Raw genomic sequence first — 14,955 nt, 5'->3', positions numbered from 1 at the left:
GCCGGGGCGGTCCGCGGGTCGCCCCCTCTACCTGAGTATCCTACCCAAGCATCGGGCTTCCACGAACAGACTTTCCCTGTCCGGTCAGGCGGTTTCCCCCTTCGACGGGTCGTCGCCGTCGTCGCCGCCATTGCCGTTGCCCGCTTCGTCCGCCGTGGGGGGCGCCCCTTCCGGCGGCGGCGGTGCCGTGACCGCGTTCAGCGGTCCGGCCCGGCGCGAGAGCAGCGCCTTGCGCTCGGCCGGGGTCAGGTCGGGGTGCAGATCCACCAGCCGGGCCGGGTCCTTGCGGTAGACGGCGGCGACGGAGGGCGTTCCGGCCAGCAGCGTCATCACCCGTTGCAGCGCCTTCGACGCCGTGCGCGGACGCCAGGTCGGGGAGGGGCGGTAGTGCTCCAGCGCCGCGATCGCCTGCTCCTCGAACGGGCCGTAGCGGTCGGGGCCGGCGGGGACGGGCGCGTCGGGGCCGACCAGGGCGGACATGCCCAGCGTCTCCGCCATCGCCATGTCGGTCGGCAGCATGTCCTTCGCCGGGATGTAGAGCGTGCCGGCCGGCGGCACCGAGGCCAGAACCTTCGGGTCCCGGTACGCTCCCAGTGGCCGCACGACGGCCTGCCCGTCCAGGCCGGGATAGGTCGCCGCGAGGTAGAGGACGCTCCGGTGCTCCTCGCCATAGGCTTCGATCAGCCGCTCGAACAGCACGGCCCGCTTGGCATGGCGGAAGCCGGCCGTGAAGGAGAAGGCCGAATCGCCCACCGATCCCACCTGGAGGATGATGACGTGACCGGAGGTGACGATGGGCCGGTTGCGCAGCAGCAGGTCCGTCGCCTCCAGGATCTGGCAGCCGTTCACGCTGGGATCGACCCGCAGGTCGGCCATCAGGCAGTCCAGGGAGGAAATGCCCGGCAGCATCACCGCGCGGTAACCCTCCTTGCGGGCGATGGAGAGGATGCGGCGCGCGGGGAAGACGAAGAAGCCCGGATGACCGTAGAAGACGGCGGTGACGGTGCTGCCCGCGCGCACCTCGCGCAGGATCACCTCCGACATCTGGACATAGGTCTGCTTCCGCCGCTTGTCCTCGCCGTAATACTGCGTCAGGTCCACGGCCTCCGGATTGATGTCCCGGATCTGCCGGGCCGTCACCCCGTCCGGCACGCTGAAGAAGACGCGGTCCGCATCGCGGATGTGCGAAACCGCCTCCAGCGTCATGTGCGAGAGGGCGCGCAGGCCGGTCCCGACCACGGTCAGGCTGCCGCGGGGCTTCTCGGGCGCCGAGGGGGAGGGGGCGGCGGGGGGTGTCTCTGTCTCGGCCATCGGGGCGGGTCTCACGGGGGACGGCGATGCAAAAAGGGCGCCCGCGGGGGCGCCCTTCGTTTCTTGCGGGGACTCAGTCGGGCCGCACGGCGGGCCGCTGTCAGAGATCGAAGGTGTTGATGACGCCGATTTCGGCCACGTCCAGCTCACCGCCGGCGAGTTCGGCCACGTCCAGCTCGCCGCCGGACAGCTCGGCCACGTCCAGCTCGCCGCCGGACAGTTCGGCCACATCCAGCTCGCCGCCGGACAGTTCGGCCACATCCAGCTCGCCGCCGGACAGCTCGGCCACATCCAGCTCGCCGCCGGACAGCTCGGCCACGTCCAGCTCGCCGCCGGACAGTTCGGCCACGTCCAGCTCGCCGCCGGAGAGCTCGGCCACGTCCAGCTCACCGCCGGAGAGTTCGGCCACGTCCAGCTCACCGCCGGACAGCTCGACCACATCCAGCTCACCGCCGGAGAGTTCGATGACGTCGGGCTGGTCGAGTTCGGTCGGGACGATGGTCGTCATGGGCGCGCTCCGGAGCGAGGGGTCAGCAGGGATGCGCCGGCCGGTTCCTGGCGGCCGTTCGCGGAAGGGCCGGACCCGTCAGGGTCGGCCTGCCTCTGACCCAGCGCTATACACTCGTCCCCCGTGTGGCGGCAAGTGGATTCACGCGAAAGAGAGGACAGTTTTCGTGCGGTTGGCGAGAAGCTGATCGCTTTGCACGCGCTTGTGTGCGGCGGCCCTGCATCCTCGCCTGTCTGCGACCGTCACGACCGGGCGGGTCCTCGCAGGGTTCCGGCTGGCTTCTGGCAGAGCCGGGCGGGGAAGGTTCCCCGCCCGGACCGGCCTCCCGCTTGCTCAGATCATCCGGCCGCCTGCGACCGCGGGGCGATGCCCAGCTCGCGCTCGATCTCCAGGATCGCCGGTAGGGTGCGCAGCACGCTGTCCGGCGTCAGGCTGATGCTGTCGATGCCATGCCGCACCAGGAACTTGGCGATCTCCGGATAGTCGCTGGGGGCCTGTCCGCAGATGCCGCTGTGCCGGTGGTTGCGCTTGCAGCCCTCCACCGCCAGCCGCAGCATCTCCAGCACGCCGGGATCGTTCTCATCGAAGCTGGGGGCGACCAGGGGGCTGTCGCGGTCCACGCCGAGGGTGAGCTGCGTCAGGTCGTTCGACCCGATGGAGAAACCGTCGAACAGCCGGGCGAAGGCGTCGATCTGGATGACGTTGTTGGGGATCTCGCACATCACGTAGATCTCCAGCCCGTCCACCCCGCGCTTCAGCCCGTGCTGCTCCAGCGTGGCCAGCACCTTCTCCCCTTCGGTCACGGTGCGGCAGAAGGGGACCATCAGCTTCAGGTTGGTCAGGCCCATCTCGCTGCGCACCCGCGCCAGCGCCTTGCACTCCAGCGCGAAGCCGTCGGCATAGGCGGGGTGGGCGTAGCGCGAGGCGCCGCGGAACCCGATCATCGGGTTCTCCTCGTCCGGCTCGAAGCTGCGGCCGCCGAGCAGGGCGGCGTACTCGTTCGACTTGAAGTCGGACAGCCGGATGATGACCGGGCGCGGCCAGAAGGCGGCGCAGATGGTGCCCACGCCTTCCGACAGCTTCTGCACGAAATAGGCTTCGCCCGACGGATAGCCGCGGGTCACGGCGGCGATGGCGGCGCGGTCGGCCGGGTCGGTCACCCGGTCGGGGTGGGCCAGAGCCATCGGGTGGACCTTGATGCTCTCGCTGACGATGAACTCCATGCGGGCGAGGCCGACGCCGTCCACCGGCAGGAAGCTGGTCTGGAAGGCCAGTTCCGGGTTGCCCAGATTGACCATCACATGGGTGCGCGGCCGGCCCAGCTTCGACAGGTCCGTCCGCACCACCTCGAAGGGCAGGGTGCCCTCGTAGACACGGCCCGCATCGCCCTCGGCGCAGGAGACGGTGACCTCCTGCCCGTCGCGCAGGGTCTCGGTCGCCGCTTCCGCGCCGACCACGGCGGCGATGCCCAGCTCACGGCTGACGATGGCGGCATGGCAGGTACGGCCGCCGCGGTTGGTGACGATGGCGACGGCCTTCTTCATCACCGGCTCCCAGTCCGGCGTCGTCGTGTCGGCCACCAGCACCTCGCCGGGCCGGAAGGCGCTCAGCTCCTTGGCGGAGCGCACGATCCGCACGCGGCCGGTGGTGATGCGGGTGCCGACGGCGCGGCCGGTGACCAGCACGGGCCCCTTGCCCCGCATCTCATAGGTCTCCAGCACCGCTCCGGTCTTCTGCGAGGCCACCGTCTCCGGCCGCGCCTGGACGATGTAGAGCTGTCCGTCCGTGCCGTCGAGCGCCCATTCCATGTCCATGGGCATCGCATGGCCGCGGCGGCGGGTATAGTGGTCCTCGATCTTGATGGCATAGTCGGCCAGCGTCAGCACCTGCTCGTCCGTCAGGCAGAAGCGCTGGCGGTCGGCCTTCGGCGTCGGGCGGTTGACCACGGGTTCGCGGGTGCGGCCCTGGGCATAGACCATCTTCATCTGCTTCTCGCCCAGCACCCGCCGCAGAACGGCGCGGTGGCCGCTGCGGAAGGCGGGCTTGTGGACATAGAACTCGTCCACGTCCACGGCGCCCTGCACCACGTTCTCGCCCAGGCCCCAGGCGCCGGTGACGAACACCGCGTCCTGGAAACCCGTCTCGGTGTCGATGGAGAACATGACGCCGGCGGCCGCGAGGTCGGAGCGCACCATCTTCTGCACGCAGACGGACAGCGCCACCTTGAAGTGGTCGAAGCCCTTGTCGATGCGGTAGCTGATGGCGCGGTCGGTGAACAGGCTGGCATTGCAGCGCTTCACCGCGTCGATCAGCATCTCCTCGCCATGGATGTTCAGGTAGGTGTCGTGCTGCCCGGCGAAGCTGGCATTGGGCAGATCCTCCGCCGTGGCGCTGGAGCGCACGGCGACCGACAGCTCGTCCCCGTACTCCTCCCGCATGGTGCGGTAGGCGCGCAGGATCTGGTCGCGCGTCTCGTCCGTCAGGCCGGCGGCGTAGACCAGCTCGCGCGCCCGCCGCCCGGCCCGGGCCAGGGCGTCGGTGTCATTCTTGTCCAGCCGGTCGAGCAGACGGTGCAGCTCGTCCCAGGCTCCGGCGGCCGTCACCGCGGTGCGGTAGGCGTCCGCGATCACGGCAAAGCCGTTCGCCTGGCGGACCCCCAGCGGCGTCAGCTCGCGGTACATTTCGCCCAGCGAGGCGTTCTTGCCGCCCACCAGCGGCACGTCGTCGATGGTGAGATCCTTGAACCAGCGGATGTAGTCGGTCATGGGGGGAACTCCGGGTCAGCTCGGTGGATGCCGCAGACGGCACCGGGGGCTCTCCCTGTCCGGTGACACCGCCCGACCCCGGTCCAGCCCTGGACCCTTCCCCCGGTGGTGTCCCCGGCGCCGTCCCTCCGGACGTCTGCGGACCCCTGCACAGTTGCGAAGGACTTGCGCCCCCGCCTTGACCTGGGTCAAGGCGGACGGCGATCCCCGGGCGCGCCCGGCCGCCGGGGACCGGCGCTCAGGCCGCGTCCCCCTCCGGGCTCCCGTCCGTGTCCCCGTCCGGACCGGCGCCCAGCAGGCGGTGGCATATCGCCGTCCGGTGCGGTTCCGGCAGTTCCAGCAGCGCCGCTGTCAGGATCCGCATCCGGCGGCGCAGGCCGTGGACCTGGTCCAGCAGCGACAGCACGACGGGCATCGCCTCGGCGTCGATGCCCAGGTCGCGCTCCAGCTCCGCGATCAGCCGGGCGCGGGCCAGATCGGTGTCGCTGAAGCTCCAGCCCGTCTCGTCGCGCACGGGCAGCAGCCAGCGCCGTTCCACCCAGATGTCCACATCGCCGGCGGCGACGCCGCAGCGGGCAGCGAATTCCGTGATCCGCGTCATGGCCTCGTCCCCCCTCCGGACAGTCCCGAACGGACATCCTGGTCGCCGCCGGCCCAGCCTTCGACGAAGCGGATCAGCTCGGGATCGGGCGTTTCCGGCAGCATCACCTTCAGCCGCACATACTGGTCGCCGGCCGGCTGATCTCCGGAGGGCTGGCCGCCCGCCGGTCCGCCGGCGCGGCCGGGCACGCCCTTGCCGCGCAGGCGCAGGGTGGTGCCGGTGTTCGCGCCCTTGGGCACGGTCAGCATCACCGGACCGCTGACCGTGGGCACCTGGATGCGGGCGCCCAGCACCGCCTCCTTCAGGGTCACCGGCACCTCGACATGGATGTCGGAATCCTTGCGGGTGAAGATGGCGTGCGGCTGCACATGCACCTCGACATAGGCGTCCCCGGCCGGGCCGCCGCCGAAGCCGGGCTGGCCCTGGCCTTTCAGGCGCAGGGTCTGGCGGTCGTGGGTGCCGGGCGGGATCGTCACCTCCAGTTCCCGTCCGTCGGGCAGGGTCAGCCGCCGCCGGCCGCCGTTCACGGCATCCAGGAATTCGACCCGCAGCGTGTAGGACACGTCCGCGCCGCGGGCCTTGCCCCCGCTACGCCCGCCGGTTCCGCCCATGCGGCCGAACAGCTCGGCGAACAGGTCCTCGGCCGACAGGTCGGGACCGCCGGTATAGGTCGCCCCGCCCGGTCCCTCCGCGAAGTCGCGGTAGAAGCCGCGGGCCGGCCGCTCCTGTCCGTCCTGGTCGATCTCGCCGCGGTCGAAGCGGGCGCGCTTTTCCGGATCGGACAGCAGGTCGTGGGCGGCGGCGATCTCGCGGAAGCGGTCGGCCGCCGCCGCATCGCCCGGGTTCAGGTCGGGATGGTGCTTCTTGGCCAGCCTGCGGTAGGCGGCCTTGATCTGCGCGGGCGTGGCATCGCGCGCCACCCCCAGCACCGTATAGGGATCGGTCTTCGTCGGTCCGGCCATGGGCTTCCGCCCTCCTGCCTTTCTGCCTCTGTCCCTGGCGTCAGAGCGTGACGCCGGCCCGGCCCAGCTCCTGCCGGGTCCAGGCGACCAGATGGGAGGCGGGCAGGGCGCCGCTGGTGCGCGCCAGCTCCCTCCCGCCATGGAACAGCACCAGCGTGGGGATGCTGCGCACGCCGAGCTGCTGCGCCGCGGCGGGTTCGGCGTCCGAGTCGAGCTTGCCCAGCCGGACATGCGGCTCCAGCTCCGCCGCGGCACGGGCGAAGTCCGGCGCCATGGCCCGGCAGGGGCCGCACCAGGGCGCCCACACGTCCAGCAGCAGGGGGATGTCGTCCACCTTCAGGTGGTGGACCAGGGTGGCGGTGGTCAGATCGACGGGGCGGCCCTGGAACAGCGGCGCCTTGCAGCTTCCGCAGCGACCGCCGGAGTCGAGCCGGTCGCGGGGCAGACGGTTGGTCGTGCCGCAGGACGGGCAGACAAGATGGAGCCGGTCCGCCCGGGGCGGGTGGGGGTCCGGGTGATCGCCGCTCATCGCTGCTTCCCCTCCGTCGCGTTCCGGCACGCCGGGCTGACCCACGCCGGGCTGACCCACGCCTGACTGGCCACTGTGCCGCCTTTCTCTTGCCGCCTTCGTCCCGCTAAGGATAGACGGCGGCCGGTCGAACCGGCCGGCCCGGCGATCGCCGGGTCTCCAGTTTCACGAGCGGAATCTATGCCGTCCAGATCGAGCCCGTCCACCCCGGCGTTCCCCGCCTCCCGGTCGCAGGGGGGCTGTGCCGCACCGGCCCGGGGGCCGCATGCCGCCGGTTCCGCTGCGACCGATGCTGTGACCGATGCGGTCCGGGACAGCGGTGCGACCTTGCGCGCCAGGGGTCCGCTGGGGCAAACAGACCCCGGCTTCCAGTGCGCAACAGCGGATGACGGCGACCATGGCATGGCGTCCTGGCCGGGGCGGAGCGATCCCGGCGGCGGTCCTTCTCTTCCTTCTGGCCGGCTGCGCCTCGCGCCCGCCGGAGGCGCCTCCGGCACCGCCGCCCCCGCCGGCGGCGCCGACCGCGATCGTCATGGACGCGGCGGACAATGCCGGTCTGCAAGGTGCTCTGCGGCAGGTCGCCGCCAAGCCCGTGGACGAGGTCGTCGGCTGGGCCAACCCGGACAGCGGCAAACGCGGTGCGGTCAAGATCCTGCGCGACGGCTACGATTCGGCGAACCGGCCCTGCCGCGAGTTCCATTCGGTGGTCATCCTGGACAAGCTGTACCAGCACGCCACGGGCTTCCTCTGCCGCCAGCCCGACGGTGCCTGGGAGGTCGCGGACCTGCGCGAATTCCCGCTGTTCCGTCGCCCGGACTGACGGTCCCGCCCTCCGCACGGGGGGACCGGGCATGAGACGGGGATTCCTCGCCGCCGCCGCCGTTCTCGCCGCGGGGACCGCGGCCGCCCTGCTGCTGTGGGACCGGGGGGACGGGGGGCCGCGGCCGGCGGCCGGTCCGGACGGGACATCGACCGCCATCGTGCTGCCGCCCGGCCCGGCGCTGCCGGAGTCCGCCTCCGGACCGGCCCTGGCCGAGGTCGCGGGGACGGAAGGGGCGCTGCTGCCCGTCGCCGCCCCCGATGCCCGCAGTCTGGACGCGGCGGGACTTGAGGCCATCGCCGAGGTTGCCCGCCGCAGCGGCACGGATGCCCTGCTGATCTGGCACGACGGCGCCCTTCAGCTCGAACAGTACGGCCCGAACGTCCGGCCCTTCGACCGCCTGCCCGGCCGCGGCCTGGAAGGCGCCGTGCTGGCCATGCTGGCCGGCCGTGCCGTCGCCGACGGGCTGCTGCCGTCGCTCGACGAGCCGCTCTCGCGCTGGCTGCCCGAATGGGCCTCCGATCCGCGTGGACGCATCACTCTCCGCCAGCTCGCGCTCGGCACCAGCGGTCTCGGCCCGGCTCCGACGGACCCGGCGGACGATCTCCCGGCGCGGCTGCTGGCCGCGCCGTTGCAGGTGGTTCCCGGCAGCCGGTTCGCGCCCGCCGCGGTGGAGACGGACCTGCTGGGGCTGGTGCTGGCCCGCGCCGGCGGCCGGCCCCTGCCGGACCATCTGTCGGACAGGCTCTGGCGGCCGCTGGGGGCCCGCACCGCCGAGATGCGGCTGGACCGGGCCGGTGGGGCGGCGCAGGCCTCCAGCCTCCAGGCCGCGCCGCGCGACTGGCTGCGGCTGGGCCTGCTGATCCTGGAGGACGGTGCCGTCGGTGGTGCCTCCCTGGTGCCGGCCGACTGGCTGGCGGAGATGCAGCGCCCCACCCCCTATGCCCGCAATGACGGCTACCGGGTGCGACTCGGCTGGCCCCACGACCGCAACGGTCCGCTGCGCGCCGCCGAACCCTTCATCGAGCCCGACATGGTGTTCCTGGCGGGGGAGGGGGGCCAGCGCCTCTATGTCTCCCGTGCGGCGGGGCTGGTCGTGCTGCGGCTGGGGCAGCCGGTGGCGACCTGGGACGAATCGGCCCTGCCCAACCTGATCGCGCGCGCCGTGGTGGCCGTGCCCGGCCGGAAGAGCTCTGCCCGGCCCGGTGCCGGGCAGGAACTGCCGCCGATCACGAAGCCCCCGCCGGTGCCGGCCGTCGAGGCGGTGCCGCTGGAACCGCAGCCCTGATCCGTCGCAGGGCCGAGGCGTCAGGCGTCAGGCGCGGGCGCCTTCGCCCCACTGCGGGTTGGGGATGGTGGCGAGCGCATCGCCGATGCCCGTCGCCGTCTCCCGCAGGCGGGGGAGGTAGGTCGTCACCAGATCCTTCGGGGTGACGGCCGAGGCGATGTAGCGCATGGCGAGATAGCCGATCGGGCTGTCCCCGACATGGATCGGCACCGACACCGTCGCCTCCTTGTTGGGCGGGCGGTGGTAGATGGCGTAGCCCTGGCTGCGGGACAGATCCAGTTCGCGTTCGAACTCGGCCCGGTTCCGCAGCGGGCTGTCGGGGCGTGTGGACATCCGCTCCAGGATGTCCAGCATCGCCTGCCGGTGGGACGGCGCACTGAGCGCCAGATGCAGGCGCCCGGAGGCCGAATAGATCATCGGCACCCGCACGCCTGCGGAATAGCGCTCCAGGGCCAGCGGGCTCTGCCGGTCCGTCGTCTCCCGCACCAGCATGGTGAGGCCGGACGGCGTGGCCAGGGCCATCGGGTAGAGCACCTGCCGGCACAGGGCATCCAGGGCCGGTTTGGCGATCTCCCGCACCCAGCTCTGGTCGCCGAACCCGTCGGACAGGGACCGGACCAGAATGGTGGCGCGGTAGCGTTCATCCAGCGGGTCGCGGATGACATAGCCACCGTCGCACAGCGTCTCCAGAATCCGGTGGGCGGTGGTGCGCGGCAGCTTCGCCGCGCGGGCGATCTCGCTGACCGTCACACCGTCCCTGGTGTTCAGCACCATCAGACACTGAAGCCCGCGCAACAGCGACCGGATGGGACGCAACGACGGACGGGCGTCGTCATCGTCGTCCGCATCGCGGCTGTTCGCAGGAAGATCGCCCAAAGCCTTCGGCAGCCGCACGTCCATTGAAAGACCCCTAACCGCAGCAGGAGACTGGATATTTAGCGAGAAGCTTAACCAGTTTCCAGTGCGGTGCGGGACGGTCGTGCGTCCGTCATCCCCAGGACGCTCACCGCGACTTGAAGACCTTGAGCTGCTTGTTGAAATTGGAGGCCAGCTTCTCCATGCGTTCGGATGCTTCGTTGTAGCGGCGGGTCGCGTCGCCCGTCGGCCGTCCCTTGCTCTCGAACTCGATGCATTGCAGGAATTCCTGCGTCTCCGCAACGTAGGCTTTAATGGCCTGCTGCGCGGAAACCATTTCGGCTTCCGTCGCGGAGGTCCCGTCCGGAACCACGGGCGGGTCCCCCACGGTGCAGTCGGCAGCAGCGGTGCCGGCGAACCCGAGCGTCAGCAGCAGAGCGGTCGTCGTCAGAGTCTTCTTCATGGTACTTCTCCTCGTCAGCCCTCGCAGAAGCAGACTGCCGTAAAAGTCGGCAACGGCAGCCAATCTTCGCACTCCAGTAGATATCTAAAATTGCAGGTAATGCCCCCGCATTCCTCAAGCGGCTGTCCCGTTAGCGGGTTGCTAACCGCAATCAGATTTTCCTAACATTCTGAGGTATAGCTATGCGAAAGTGGTACACGCAGGCAAGGGCTTCTTGGTGAGCCCTTCTCCTGCACTTTAAGAAGAATTTTATAGGTTGGCTGATCGAACGATCCGCGGTAGGTGCGCTCCCGCCGGTCGGTGCAGACGGAAGACGAGGCAAAAAACTATGGCGACTGTTGCGAACGGTTTGGCAAACAAGGCTGCCGCAGCGGCGGGCGGCGGATTCCTGGGGACCGGAAAATGGTCCATCAGCAAGAAGATCGCTGTCGCGATCGCCATCCCCATCATCCTCGGCCTTGTCCTCGTCATCGTGATGAGCGCATCAGCCATGCGCGGATCGATGCTCAGGCAGGCGGAACTGTCCGACCAGCTCGTGACCGAGATGATGGCCGCGCAGATGAGCGCGGCTGTACGGTTCAAGCAGCAGGCGGCCATCGCCGACAGCTATGCCGATCTTGCGAAGGCCAAGAGCGCCAGTCTGGCCAGCCTCCAGGTCCATGATGCCGACGGCGAACTGCTGGACGAGTTCAAGTCCACTGCCATCGCCCCCTTCGACATCGCCGGTTCCGGTCTGCCCAAGACAGTGAAGGAGCTGTCCTCGGTCGAACGCGGCGGGGTCATGGTCATCTCCGCCCCGGTCCGGGCCGGCGCCAACCGCGATCTGGTCGGCACCGTGACCGTGGCCTGGAGCCGCGCCAGCCTGGAGGAGACGATCTCCGGCACCGTGTTGCAGAACGCCATCGTCTCGGTGATCGTGCTGGTGGGCCTGATCGGCCTGCTGGTCTTCCTGCTGCACCGCATGGTCGGCACGCCGCTGAAGACCCTTCAGACGGCCATGACCACGCTCGCCAACGGCGATCTGAGCGTCCAGGTCACCGGCACCGAGCGCGGCGACGAGGTCGGCGCCATGGCCCGGTCGGTCCAGGTGTTCAAGGAGAACGCGCTGGAGGTCGAGCGCCTGAAGCGGGTGCAGCAGGAGGCCGAGCGCCGGGCGGCGGAGGAGAAGCGCCAGTCCATGCAGAAGCTGGCCGGTGCCTTCGAGGCCAGCGTGAAGGGCGTCGTCGCCGAGCTGTCCTCCGCCTCCGACCGGATGCAGGAGACGGCGGAAGCGCTGTCCACCTCGGCCGAGCAGAGCCGCTCGCAGACTAGCGCCGTCGCCGCCGCCACCCAGCAGGCCAGCGCCAACGTCCAGTCGGTCGCCAGCGCCACCGAGGAACTGGCCGGGTCGCTCGCCGAGATCAGCACCCAGGTCGGCCAGTCCGCCCGCATCGCCAAGGCCGCTGCCGCCACCGCCGAGAAGACCAACGGCACCGTGCAGTCGCTGGCCAGCCGGGCGCAGAGCATCGGCGACGTCGTCAAGCTGATCTCCGACATCGCCAGCCAGACGAACCTGCTGGCGCTGAACGCGACGATCGAGGCGGCCCGCGCCGGCGAGGCCGGCAAGGGTTTCGCGGTCGTGGCGAGCGAGGTGAAGAGCCTTGCCAACCAGACGGCGAAGGCGACGGAGGAAATCGCCTCCCAGATCACCACCATGCAGGATGCGACGCGCGAGGCGGTGGACGCGATCATCACCATCAGCCGCACCATCTCGGAGATCAACGAGATCTCCGACCAGGTCTCCCACTCCGTCGAGGAGCAGGACGCGGCCACCAAGGAGATCGCGCGCAACGTGCAGCAGGCGTCCATGGGCACCATGGAGGTCACCCGCAACATCACCTCGCTGGAGACGGCGGCGCAGGAGACCGGGCAGACCGCCAACGAGATGCTGGACGCGGCCCGCGCCCTGTCCAAGCAGTCGGAGGCCCTGTCGGTGCAGGTGGAGCGCTTCCTGGTGCAGGTCCGCGCCGCCTGAGGACATCCTCCGGCCCGCGCCGACGTCTTCCGGACCCCCGCGCCCTCGGCGTGGGGGTTCAACTTTTAATGCGTCATTAACCAGAAATCTTAGCCAGTTATTACGACATCTGCCTGTATGCAGACGGTCCTGCGTCCGCCCGCCTTGCCGGGAGCGGGCGAACCGTCAAGGGAGGACCTGATGCGTAAACTGCTGGCAGCGGCTCTGGCCGCCCTCACCCTGGGCGCCGTGCTGCCGTCGGGAAGCGGCCAGTCCGCGCTGGCGCCCGCGGCCGCGATCGACCCCGCGGCCCTGCGGCCCCTGGTCGAGAAGTATCTGAAGGAGGAGGCTACGGCCATCGCCGCCGATCCCCGCGTCATCGCCGCGGTCAAGGCCGCGAACGTGGAACATGCCGCGCTGGACGACGCGGCCATCCAGGCGCTGGACCGGCAGTGGCGGCAGGAGGCGAAGGTCGGCACCGGCCCGCTGGTGACGGGGCTCCTCGCCAGGCCCGTTTCGGCCGCGCTGCGGGACTACCAGGCGAAGTCCCTGGGTCTGATGGCGGAGATCTTCGTCATCTCCGCCAAGGGCCTGAACGTCGGTCAGACCGGCGTGACCAGCGACTATTTCCAGGGCGATGAGCCGAAGTGGCAGGAAACCTTCCCGAAGGGGCCGGGTGCTCTGCTGGTGGAGGACCCCAATTTCGACGAGTCCGTCAACACCTTCGTCTCGACCGCCAGCATCACCATCGCCGATCCTGCGACGGGTGCCGCTATCGGCGTGCTGACGGTCAACATCGATCTCGGCCGTCTCTGATCCGGTCCGGCCGGGAAGCGCCAGCGTCGGGCGGGCCGGGTCCAGGTGGCCCGGCCCGTCTTTTCCGTGTTCAGGGAGCCCGTGTTCAGGCGGGTTCCGTGCCGCCGTTCGCGGCCGACCACGCCTCGGGCGCGTGCAGGAACTTCTCCACCTCGGCCAGCGTCGCCGGGTCGAAGCGGCCGTCCTCCCGCGCCACGCGCAGCACATCCCACCAGGTGCAGAGCGCGTGCAGTTTCACGCCCAGCCCCGCCATCGTCTCCAGCGAACGCGGGAAGATGCCGTAGTGGAAGACCACGAAGGCATGCTCCACCACCGCGCCGGCCTGCCGCACGGCGTTCACGAAGTTGACCTTGCTGCCGGCGTCGGTGGTCAGATCCTCCACCAGCAGGACCCGCGCGCCCTCCTTCAGGTCGCCCTCGATCTGCGCGTTGCGGCCGAAGCCCTTCGGCTTCTTGCGCACGTACAGCATCGGCAGGTCCAGCGCCTCGGACAGGAAGGCGGCATAGGGGATGCCCGCCGTCTCGCCGCCCGCCACATAGTCGAACTGCTCGAAACCGGCGTCGCGCAGCAGCATGTCCTTGGCCGCCTGCACGATGAAGCGCCGCGCCCGCGGGAAGCTGATGATCTTGCGGCAGTCGATGTAGACCGGGCTGGCCCGGCCCGAGGTCAGGATGAAGGGCTGCGCCGCGTTGAAGTGGACGGCCTTGATCTCCAGCAGGATCTTGGCGGTCTCGGTGGCGGCGGTCTGGGCGTCGATCATGGGCGGGGTCCGTTGCTGGAGTCCGTTGGGCGTCCGTCGCGGGGCGCCGGCGCTCGTAGCGCGTGCCGGCCGCCGCAGGGGCGGGCGTGGTTTACCCTTCCACCACCCGCCAGTCCAGCCGTTCGCCCGAGCGGAAGGGCATGACGGCGATGCTCCCGTCCACGGCGACGGGCTCGGGGGCCACCGTTCCCGACCGCTCCAGCACGATGCGGTCGTCGTTCGGCGGCAGGCGGTAGAAGGCGGGGCCGTTCAGGCTGGCGAACGCCTCCAGCCGGTCGAGCGCGCCCTCCTCCTCGAAGACCTGGGCATACAGTTCGATGGCCGTGGCGGCGGTGAAGATGCCGGCGCAGCCGCAGGCGCTCTCCTTGGCACCGACCGGGTGCGGCGCGCTGTCGGTGCCCAGGAAGAACCAGGGCTCCCCGCCCGTCGCCGCGCGTCGCAGGGCCAGCCGGTGCTTCTCCCGCTTGGCGATGGGCAGGCAGTAGAGGTGCGGGCGGATGCCGCCGGCGAACAGGTGCGAGCGGTTGATCATCAGATGGTGCGCCGTGATCGTGCAGCCGATCCGGCCCGAGGGGCCGTGCCGGCGCACGAAGGCCACCGCCTCCTCCGTGGTGGCGTGCTCCAGCACCACCCGCAGGGCCGGGTAGCGCTCCAGCAGGGGCTCCAGCACCTGGTCCAGGAACACGGCCTCGCGGTCGAAGATGTCCACCGCCGGGTCCGTCACTTCGCCATGCACCAGCAGCGGCAGGCCGATCTCCTGCATCCGCTCCAGCACCGGCGCCACGGTGCGCAGGTCGGTGACCCCGTGGGCGGAATTGGTGGTGGCGTGCTGGGGGTAGAGCTTCACCGCCGTGAACAGCCCGTCGCGGCCGCCGGCCGCCAGATCGTCCGGATCCGTGTGGTCGGTCAGATAGGCCGTCATCAGCGGGCGGAAGCCGCTGCCGGGCGGCAGGGCGGCCAGGATCTCGTCGCGGTAGGCGCGCGCCCGCGCCGTGTCCGTGACCGGCGGCAACAGGTTCGGCATGACGATGGCCCGCCCCATCTGCCGCGCCGTGAAGGGCAGCACCGCCCGCAGCATGGCGCCGGAGCGCAGGTGCAGGTGCCAGTCGTCTGGGCGGCGGAGGGTCAGGCGCTGCGGCTGCTCGGTCATGGCGGTCCGTCCGGAGGGAAGGTCCCATTCGTAGGCGGTTCCGCGCCGGGGCTCAACCCCCGCCCGGCCCGTTCACGGCTATCGCATTTGCCCGAGGATGGCGCGTGCATAGTCGTCGGACCATCCTGCGCGTT

The 14,955-nt window shown here is 70.5% G+C and carries 14 protein-coding genes; 4 read left to right on the top strand and 10 right to left on the bottom strand.

Going from position 1 to position 14,955, the window contains the following annotated elements; genetic code table 11:
- Positions 1-84: 84 nt before the first annotated feature.
- The 6 genes from ACFQPS_RS15370 to trxC form a co-directional block, all read right to left on the bottom strand.
- The gene (locus ACFQPS_RS15370; RefSeq protein WP_377360101.1) at positions 85-1,311 is read right to left on the bottom strand and encodes an SAM-dependent methyltransferase; all 1,227 of its coding nucleotides are present in this window, start codon (positions 1,309-1,311) and stop codon (positions 85-87) included.
- 100 nt (positions 1,312-1,411) lie between these two features.
- Positions 1,412-1,819: a hypothetical protein gene (locus ACFQPS_RS15365; RefSeq protein WP_377360100.1), complete on the bottom strand. Its 408-nt coding sequence runs from the start codon at positions 1,817-1,819 to the stop codon at positions 1,412-1,414.
- A 338-nt stretch (positions 1,820-2,157) separates the two neighbouring features.
- Positions 2,158-4,584: a phosphoenolpyruvate synthase gene (ppsA, locus tag ACFQPS_RS15360; protein ID WP_377360099.1), complete on the bottom strand. Its 2,427-nt coding sequence runs from the start codon at positions 4,582-4,584 to the stop codon at positions 2,158-2,160.
- 238 nt (positions 4,585-4,822) lie between these two features.
- Entirely contained in the window at positions 4,823-5,185 is a 363-nt protein-coding gene (locus tag ACFQPS_RS15355; protein ID WP_377360098.1) for a chaperone modulator CbpM, read from the bottom strand.
- The gene (locus ACFQPS_RS15350; RefSeq protein ID WP_377360097.1) at positions 5,182-6,147 is read right to left on the bottom strand and encodes a DnaJ C-terminal domain-containing protein; all 966 of its coding nucleotides are present in this window, start codon (positions 6,145-6,147) and stop codon (positions 5,182-5,184) included. The genes ACFQPS_RS15355 and ACFQPS_RS15350 overlap by 4 nt, the downstream gene beginning before the upstream one ends.
- Before the next feature lie 40 nt (positions 6,148-6,187).
- Positions 6,188-6,676 carry a thioredoxin TrxC gene (gene trxC / locus ACFQPS_RS15345; RefSeq protein WP_377360096.1) on the bottom strand — a complete coding sequence of 163 codons (489 nt, stop codon included), beginning with the start codon at positions 6,674-6,676 and terminating at the stop codon, positions 6,188-6,190.
- A gap of 397 nt (positions 6,677-7,073) precedes the next feature.
- On the opposite strand from trxC, the gene ACFQPS_RS15340 reads away from it, so the two are divergent.
- Positions 7,074-7,496: an RT0821/Lpp0805 family surface protein gene (locus ACFQPS_RS15340; protein ID WP_377360095.1), complete on the top strand. Its 423-nt coding sequence runs from the start codon at positions 7,074-7,076 to the stop codon at positions 7,494-7,496.
- A 31-nt stretch (positions 7,497-7,527) separates the two neighbouring features.
- Positions 7,528-8,784: a serine hydrolase domain-containing protein gene (locus ACFQPS_RS15335; RefSeq protein WP_377360094.1), complete on the top strand. Its 1,257-nt coding sequence runs from the start codon at positions 7,528-7,530 to the stop codon at positions 8,782-8,784.
- A gap of 27 nt (positions 8,785-8,811) precedes the next feature.
- Here ACFQPS_RS15335 and ACFQPS_RS15330 read toward each other — a convergent pair whose 3' ends face one another.
- Positions 8,812-9,684, bottom strand: a complete 873-nt coding sequence (locus ACFQPS_RS15330; protein WP_377360093.1) for a helix-turn-helix domain-containing protein — start codon at positions 9,682-9,684, stop codon at positions 8,812-8,814.
- 103 nt (positions 9,685-9,787) lie between these two features.
- Positions 9,788-10,102, bottom strand: a complete 315-nt coding sequence (locus tag ACFQPS_RS15325; RefSeq protein ID WP_377360092.1) for a hypothetical protein — start codon at positions 10,100-10,102, stop codon at positions 9,788-9,790.
- A 490-nt stretch (positions 10,103-10,592) separates the two neighbouring features.
- Here ACFQPS_RS15325 and ACFQPS_RS15320 point away from each other — a divergent pair, with 490 nt between their 5' ends.
- A complete protein-coding gene (locus ACFQPS_RS15320; RefSeq protein ID WP_377360091.1) occupies positions 10,593-12,116 on the top strand; it encodes a methyl-accepting chemotaxis protein in 1,524 nt (507 codons plus the stop codon).
- Positions 12,117-12,296: 180 nt separating this feature from the next.
- Positions 12,297-12,911: a hypothetical protein gene (locus ACFQPS_RS15315; RefSeq protein ID WP_377360090.1), complete on the top strand. Its 615-nt coding sequence runs from the start codon at positions 12,297-12,299 to the stop codon at positions 12,909-12,911.
- An 85-nt stretch (positions 12,912-12,996) separates the two neighbouring features.
- On the opposite strand, the gene ACFQPS_RS15310 is transcribed toward ACFQPS_RS15315, so the two are convergent.
- Both ACFQPS_RS15310 and pyrC read right to left on the bottom strand, forming a co-directional pair.
- Positions 12,997-13,671, bottom strand: coding sequence for an orotate phosphoribosyltransferase (locus tag ACFQPS_RS15310; RefSeq protein WP_377360089.1), 675 nt, complete (start codon positions 13,669-13,671; stop codon positions 12,997-12,999).
- Between the two features lie 91 nt (positions 13,672-13,762).
- Positions 13,763-14,821: a dihydroorotase gene (gene pyrC, locus ACFQPS_RS15305; protein ID WP_377360088.1), complete on the bottom strand. Its 1,059-nt coding sequence runs from the start codon at positions 14,819-14,821 to the stop codon at positions 13,763-13,765.
- Positions 14,822-14,955 lie beyond the last annotated feature (134 nt).

Origin of the sequence: Rhodocista pekingensis, from assembly GCF_042665545.1 — a bacterium.
GTDB classification, from domain to species: domain Bacteria; phylum Pseudomonadota; class Alphaproteobacteria; order Azospirillales; family Azospirillaceae; genus Rhodocista; species Rhodocista pekingensis.
Note: the sequence above shows the minus strand (reverse complement) of the source record. Positions and strands in the feature narration are given on the sequence as shown.

Excerpts from the sequence above, each read along its gene's own strand:
- ACFQPS_RS15370 (WP_377360101.1), bottom strand. The coding sequence starts at position 1,311 with ATGGCCGAGACAGAGACACCCCCCGCCGCCCCCTCCCCCTCGGCGCCC.
- ACFQPS_RS15365 (WP_377360100.1), bottom strand. The coding sequence starts at position 1,819 with ATGACGACCATCGTCCCGACCGAACTCGACCAGCCCGACGTCATCGAA.
- ppsA (WP_377360099.1), bottom strand. The coding sequence starts at position 4,584 with ATGACCGACTACATCCGCTGGTTCAAGGATCTCACCATCGACGACGTG.
- ACFQPS_RS15355 (WP_377360098.1), bottom strand. The coding sequence starts at position 5,185 with ATGACGCGGATCACGGAATTCGCTGCCCGCTGCGGCGTCGCCGCCGGC.
- ACFQPS_RS15350 (WP_377360097.1), bottom strand. The coding sequence starts at position 6,147 with ATGGCCGGACCGACGAAGACCGATCCCTATACGGTGCTGGGGGTGGCG.
- trxC (WP_377360096.1), bottom strand. The coding sequence starts at position 6,676 with ATGAGCGGCGATCACCCGGACCCCCACCCGCCCCGGGCGGACCGGCTC.
- ACFQPS_RS15340 (WP_377360095.1), top strand. The coding sequence starts at position 7,074 with ATGGCATGGCGTCCTGGCCGGGGCGGAGCGATCCCGGCGGCGGTCCTT.
- ACFQPS_RS15335 (WP_377360094.1), top strand. The coding sequence starts at position 7,528 with ATGAGACGGGGATTCCTCGCCGCCGCCGCCGTTCTCGCCGCGGGGACC.
- ACFQPS_RS15330 (WP_377360093.1), bottom strand. The coding sequence starts at position 9,684 with ATGGACGTGCGGCTGCCGAAGGCTTTGGGCGATCTTCCTGCGAACAGC.
- ACFQPS_RS15325 (WP_377360092.1), bottom strand. The coding sequence starts at position 10,102 with ATGAAGAAGACTCTGACGACGACCGCTCTGCTGCTGACGCTCGGGTTC.
- ACFQPS_RS15320 (WP_377360091.1), top strand. The coding sequence starts at position 10,593 with ATGCGCGGATCGATGCTCAGGCAGGCGGAACTGTCCGACCAGCTCGTG.
- ACFQPS_RS15315 (WP_377360090.1), top strand. The coding sequence starts at position 12,297 with ATGCGTAAACTGCTGGCAGCGGCTCTGGCCGCCCTCACCCTGGGCGCC.
- ACFQPS_RS15310 (WP_377360089.1), bottom strand. The coding sequence starts at position 13,671 with ATGATCGACGCCCAGACCGCCGCCACCGAGACCGCCAAGATCCTGCTG.
- pyrC (WP_377360088.1), bottom strand. The coding sequence starts at position 14,821 with ATGACCGAGCAGCCGCAGCGCCTGACCCTCCGCCGCCCAGACGACTGG.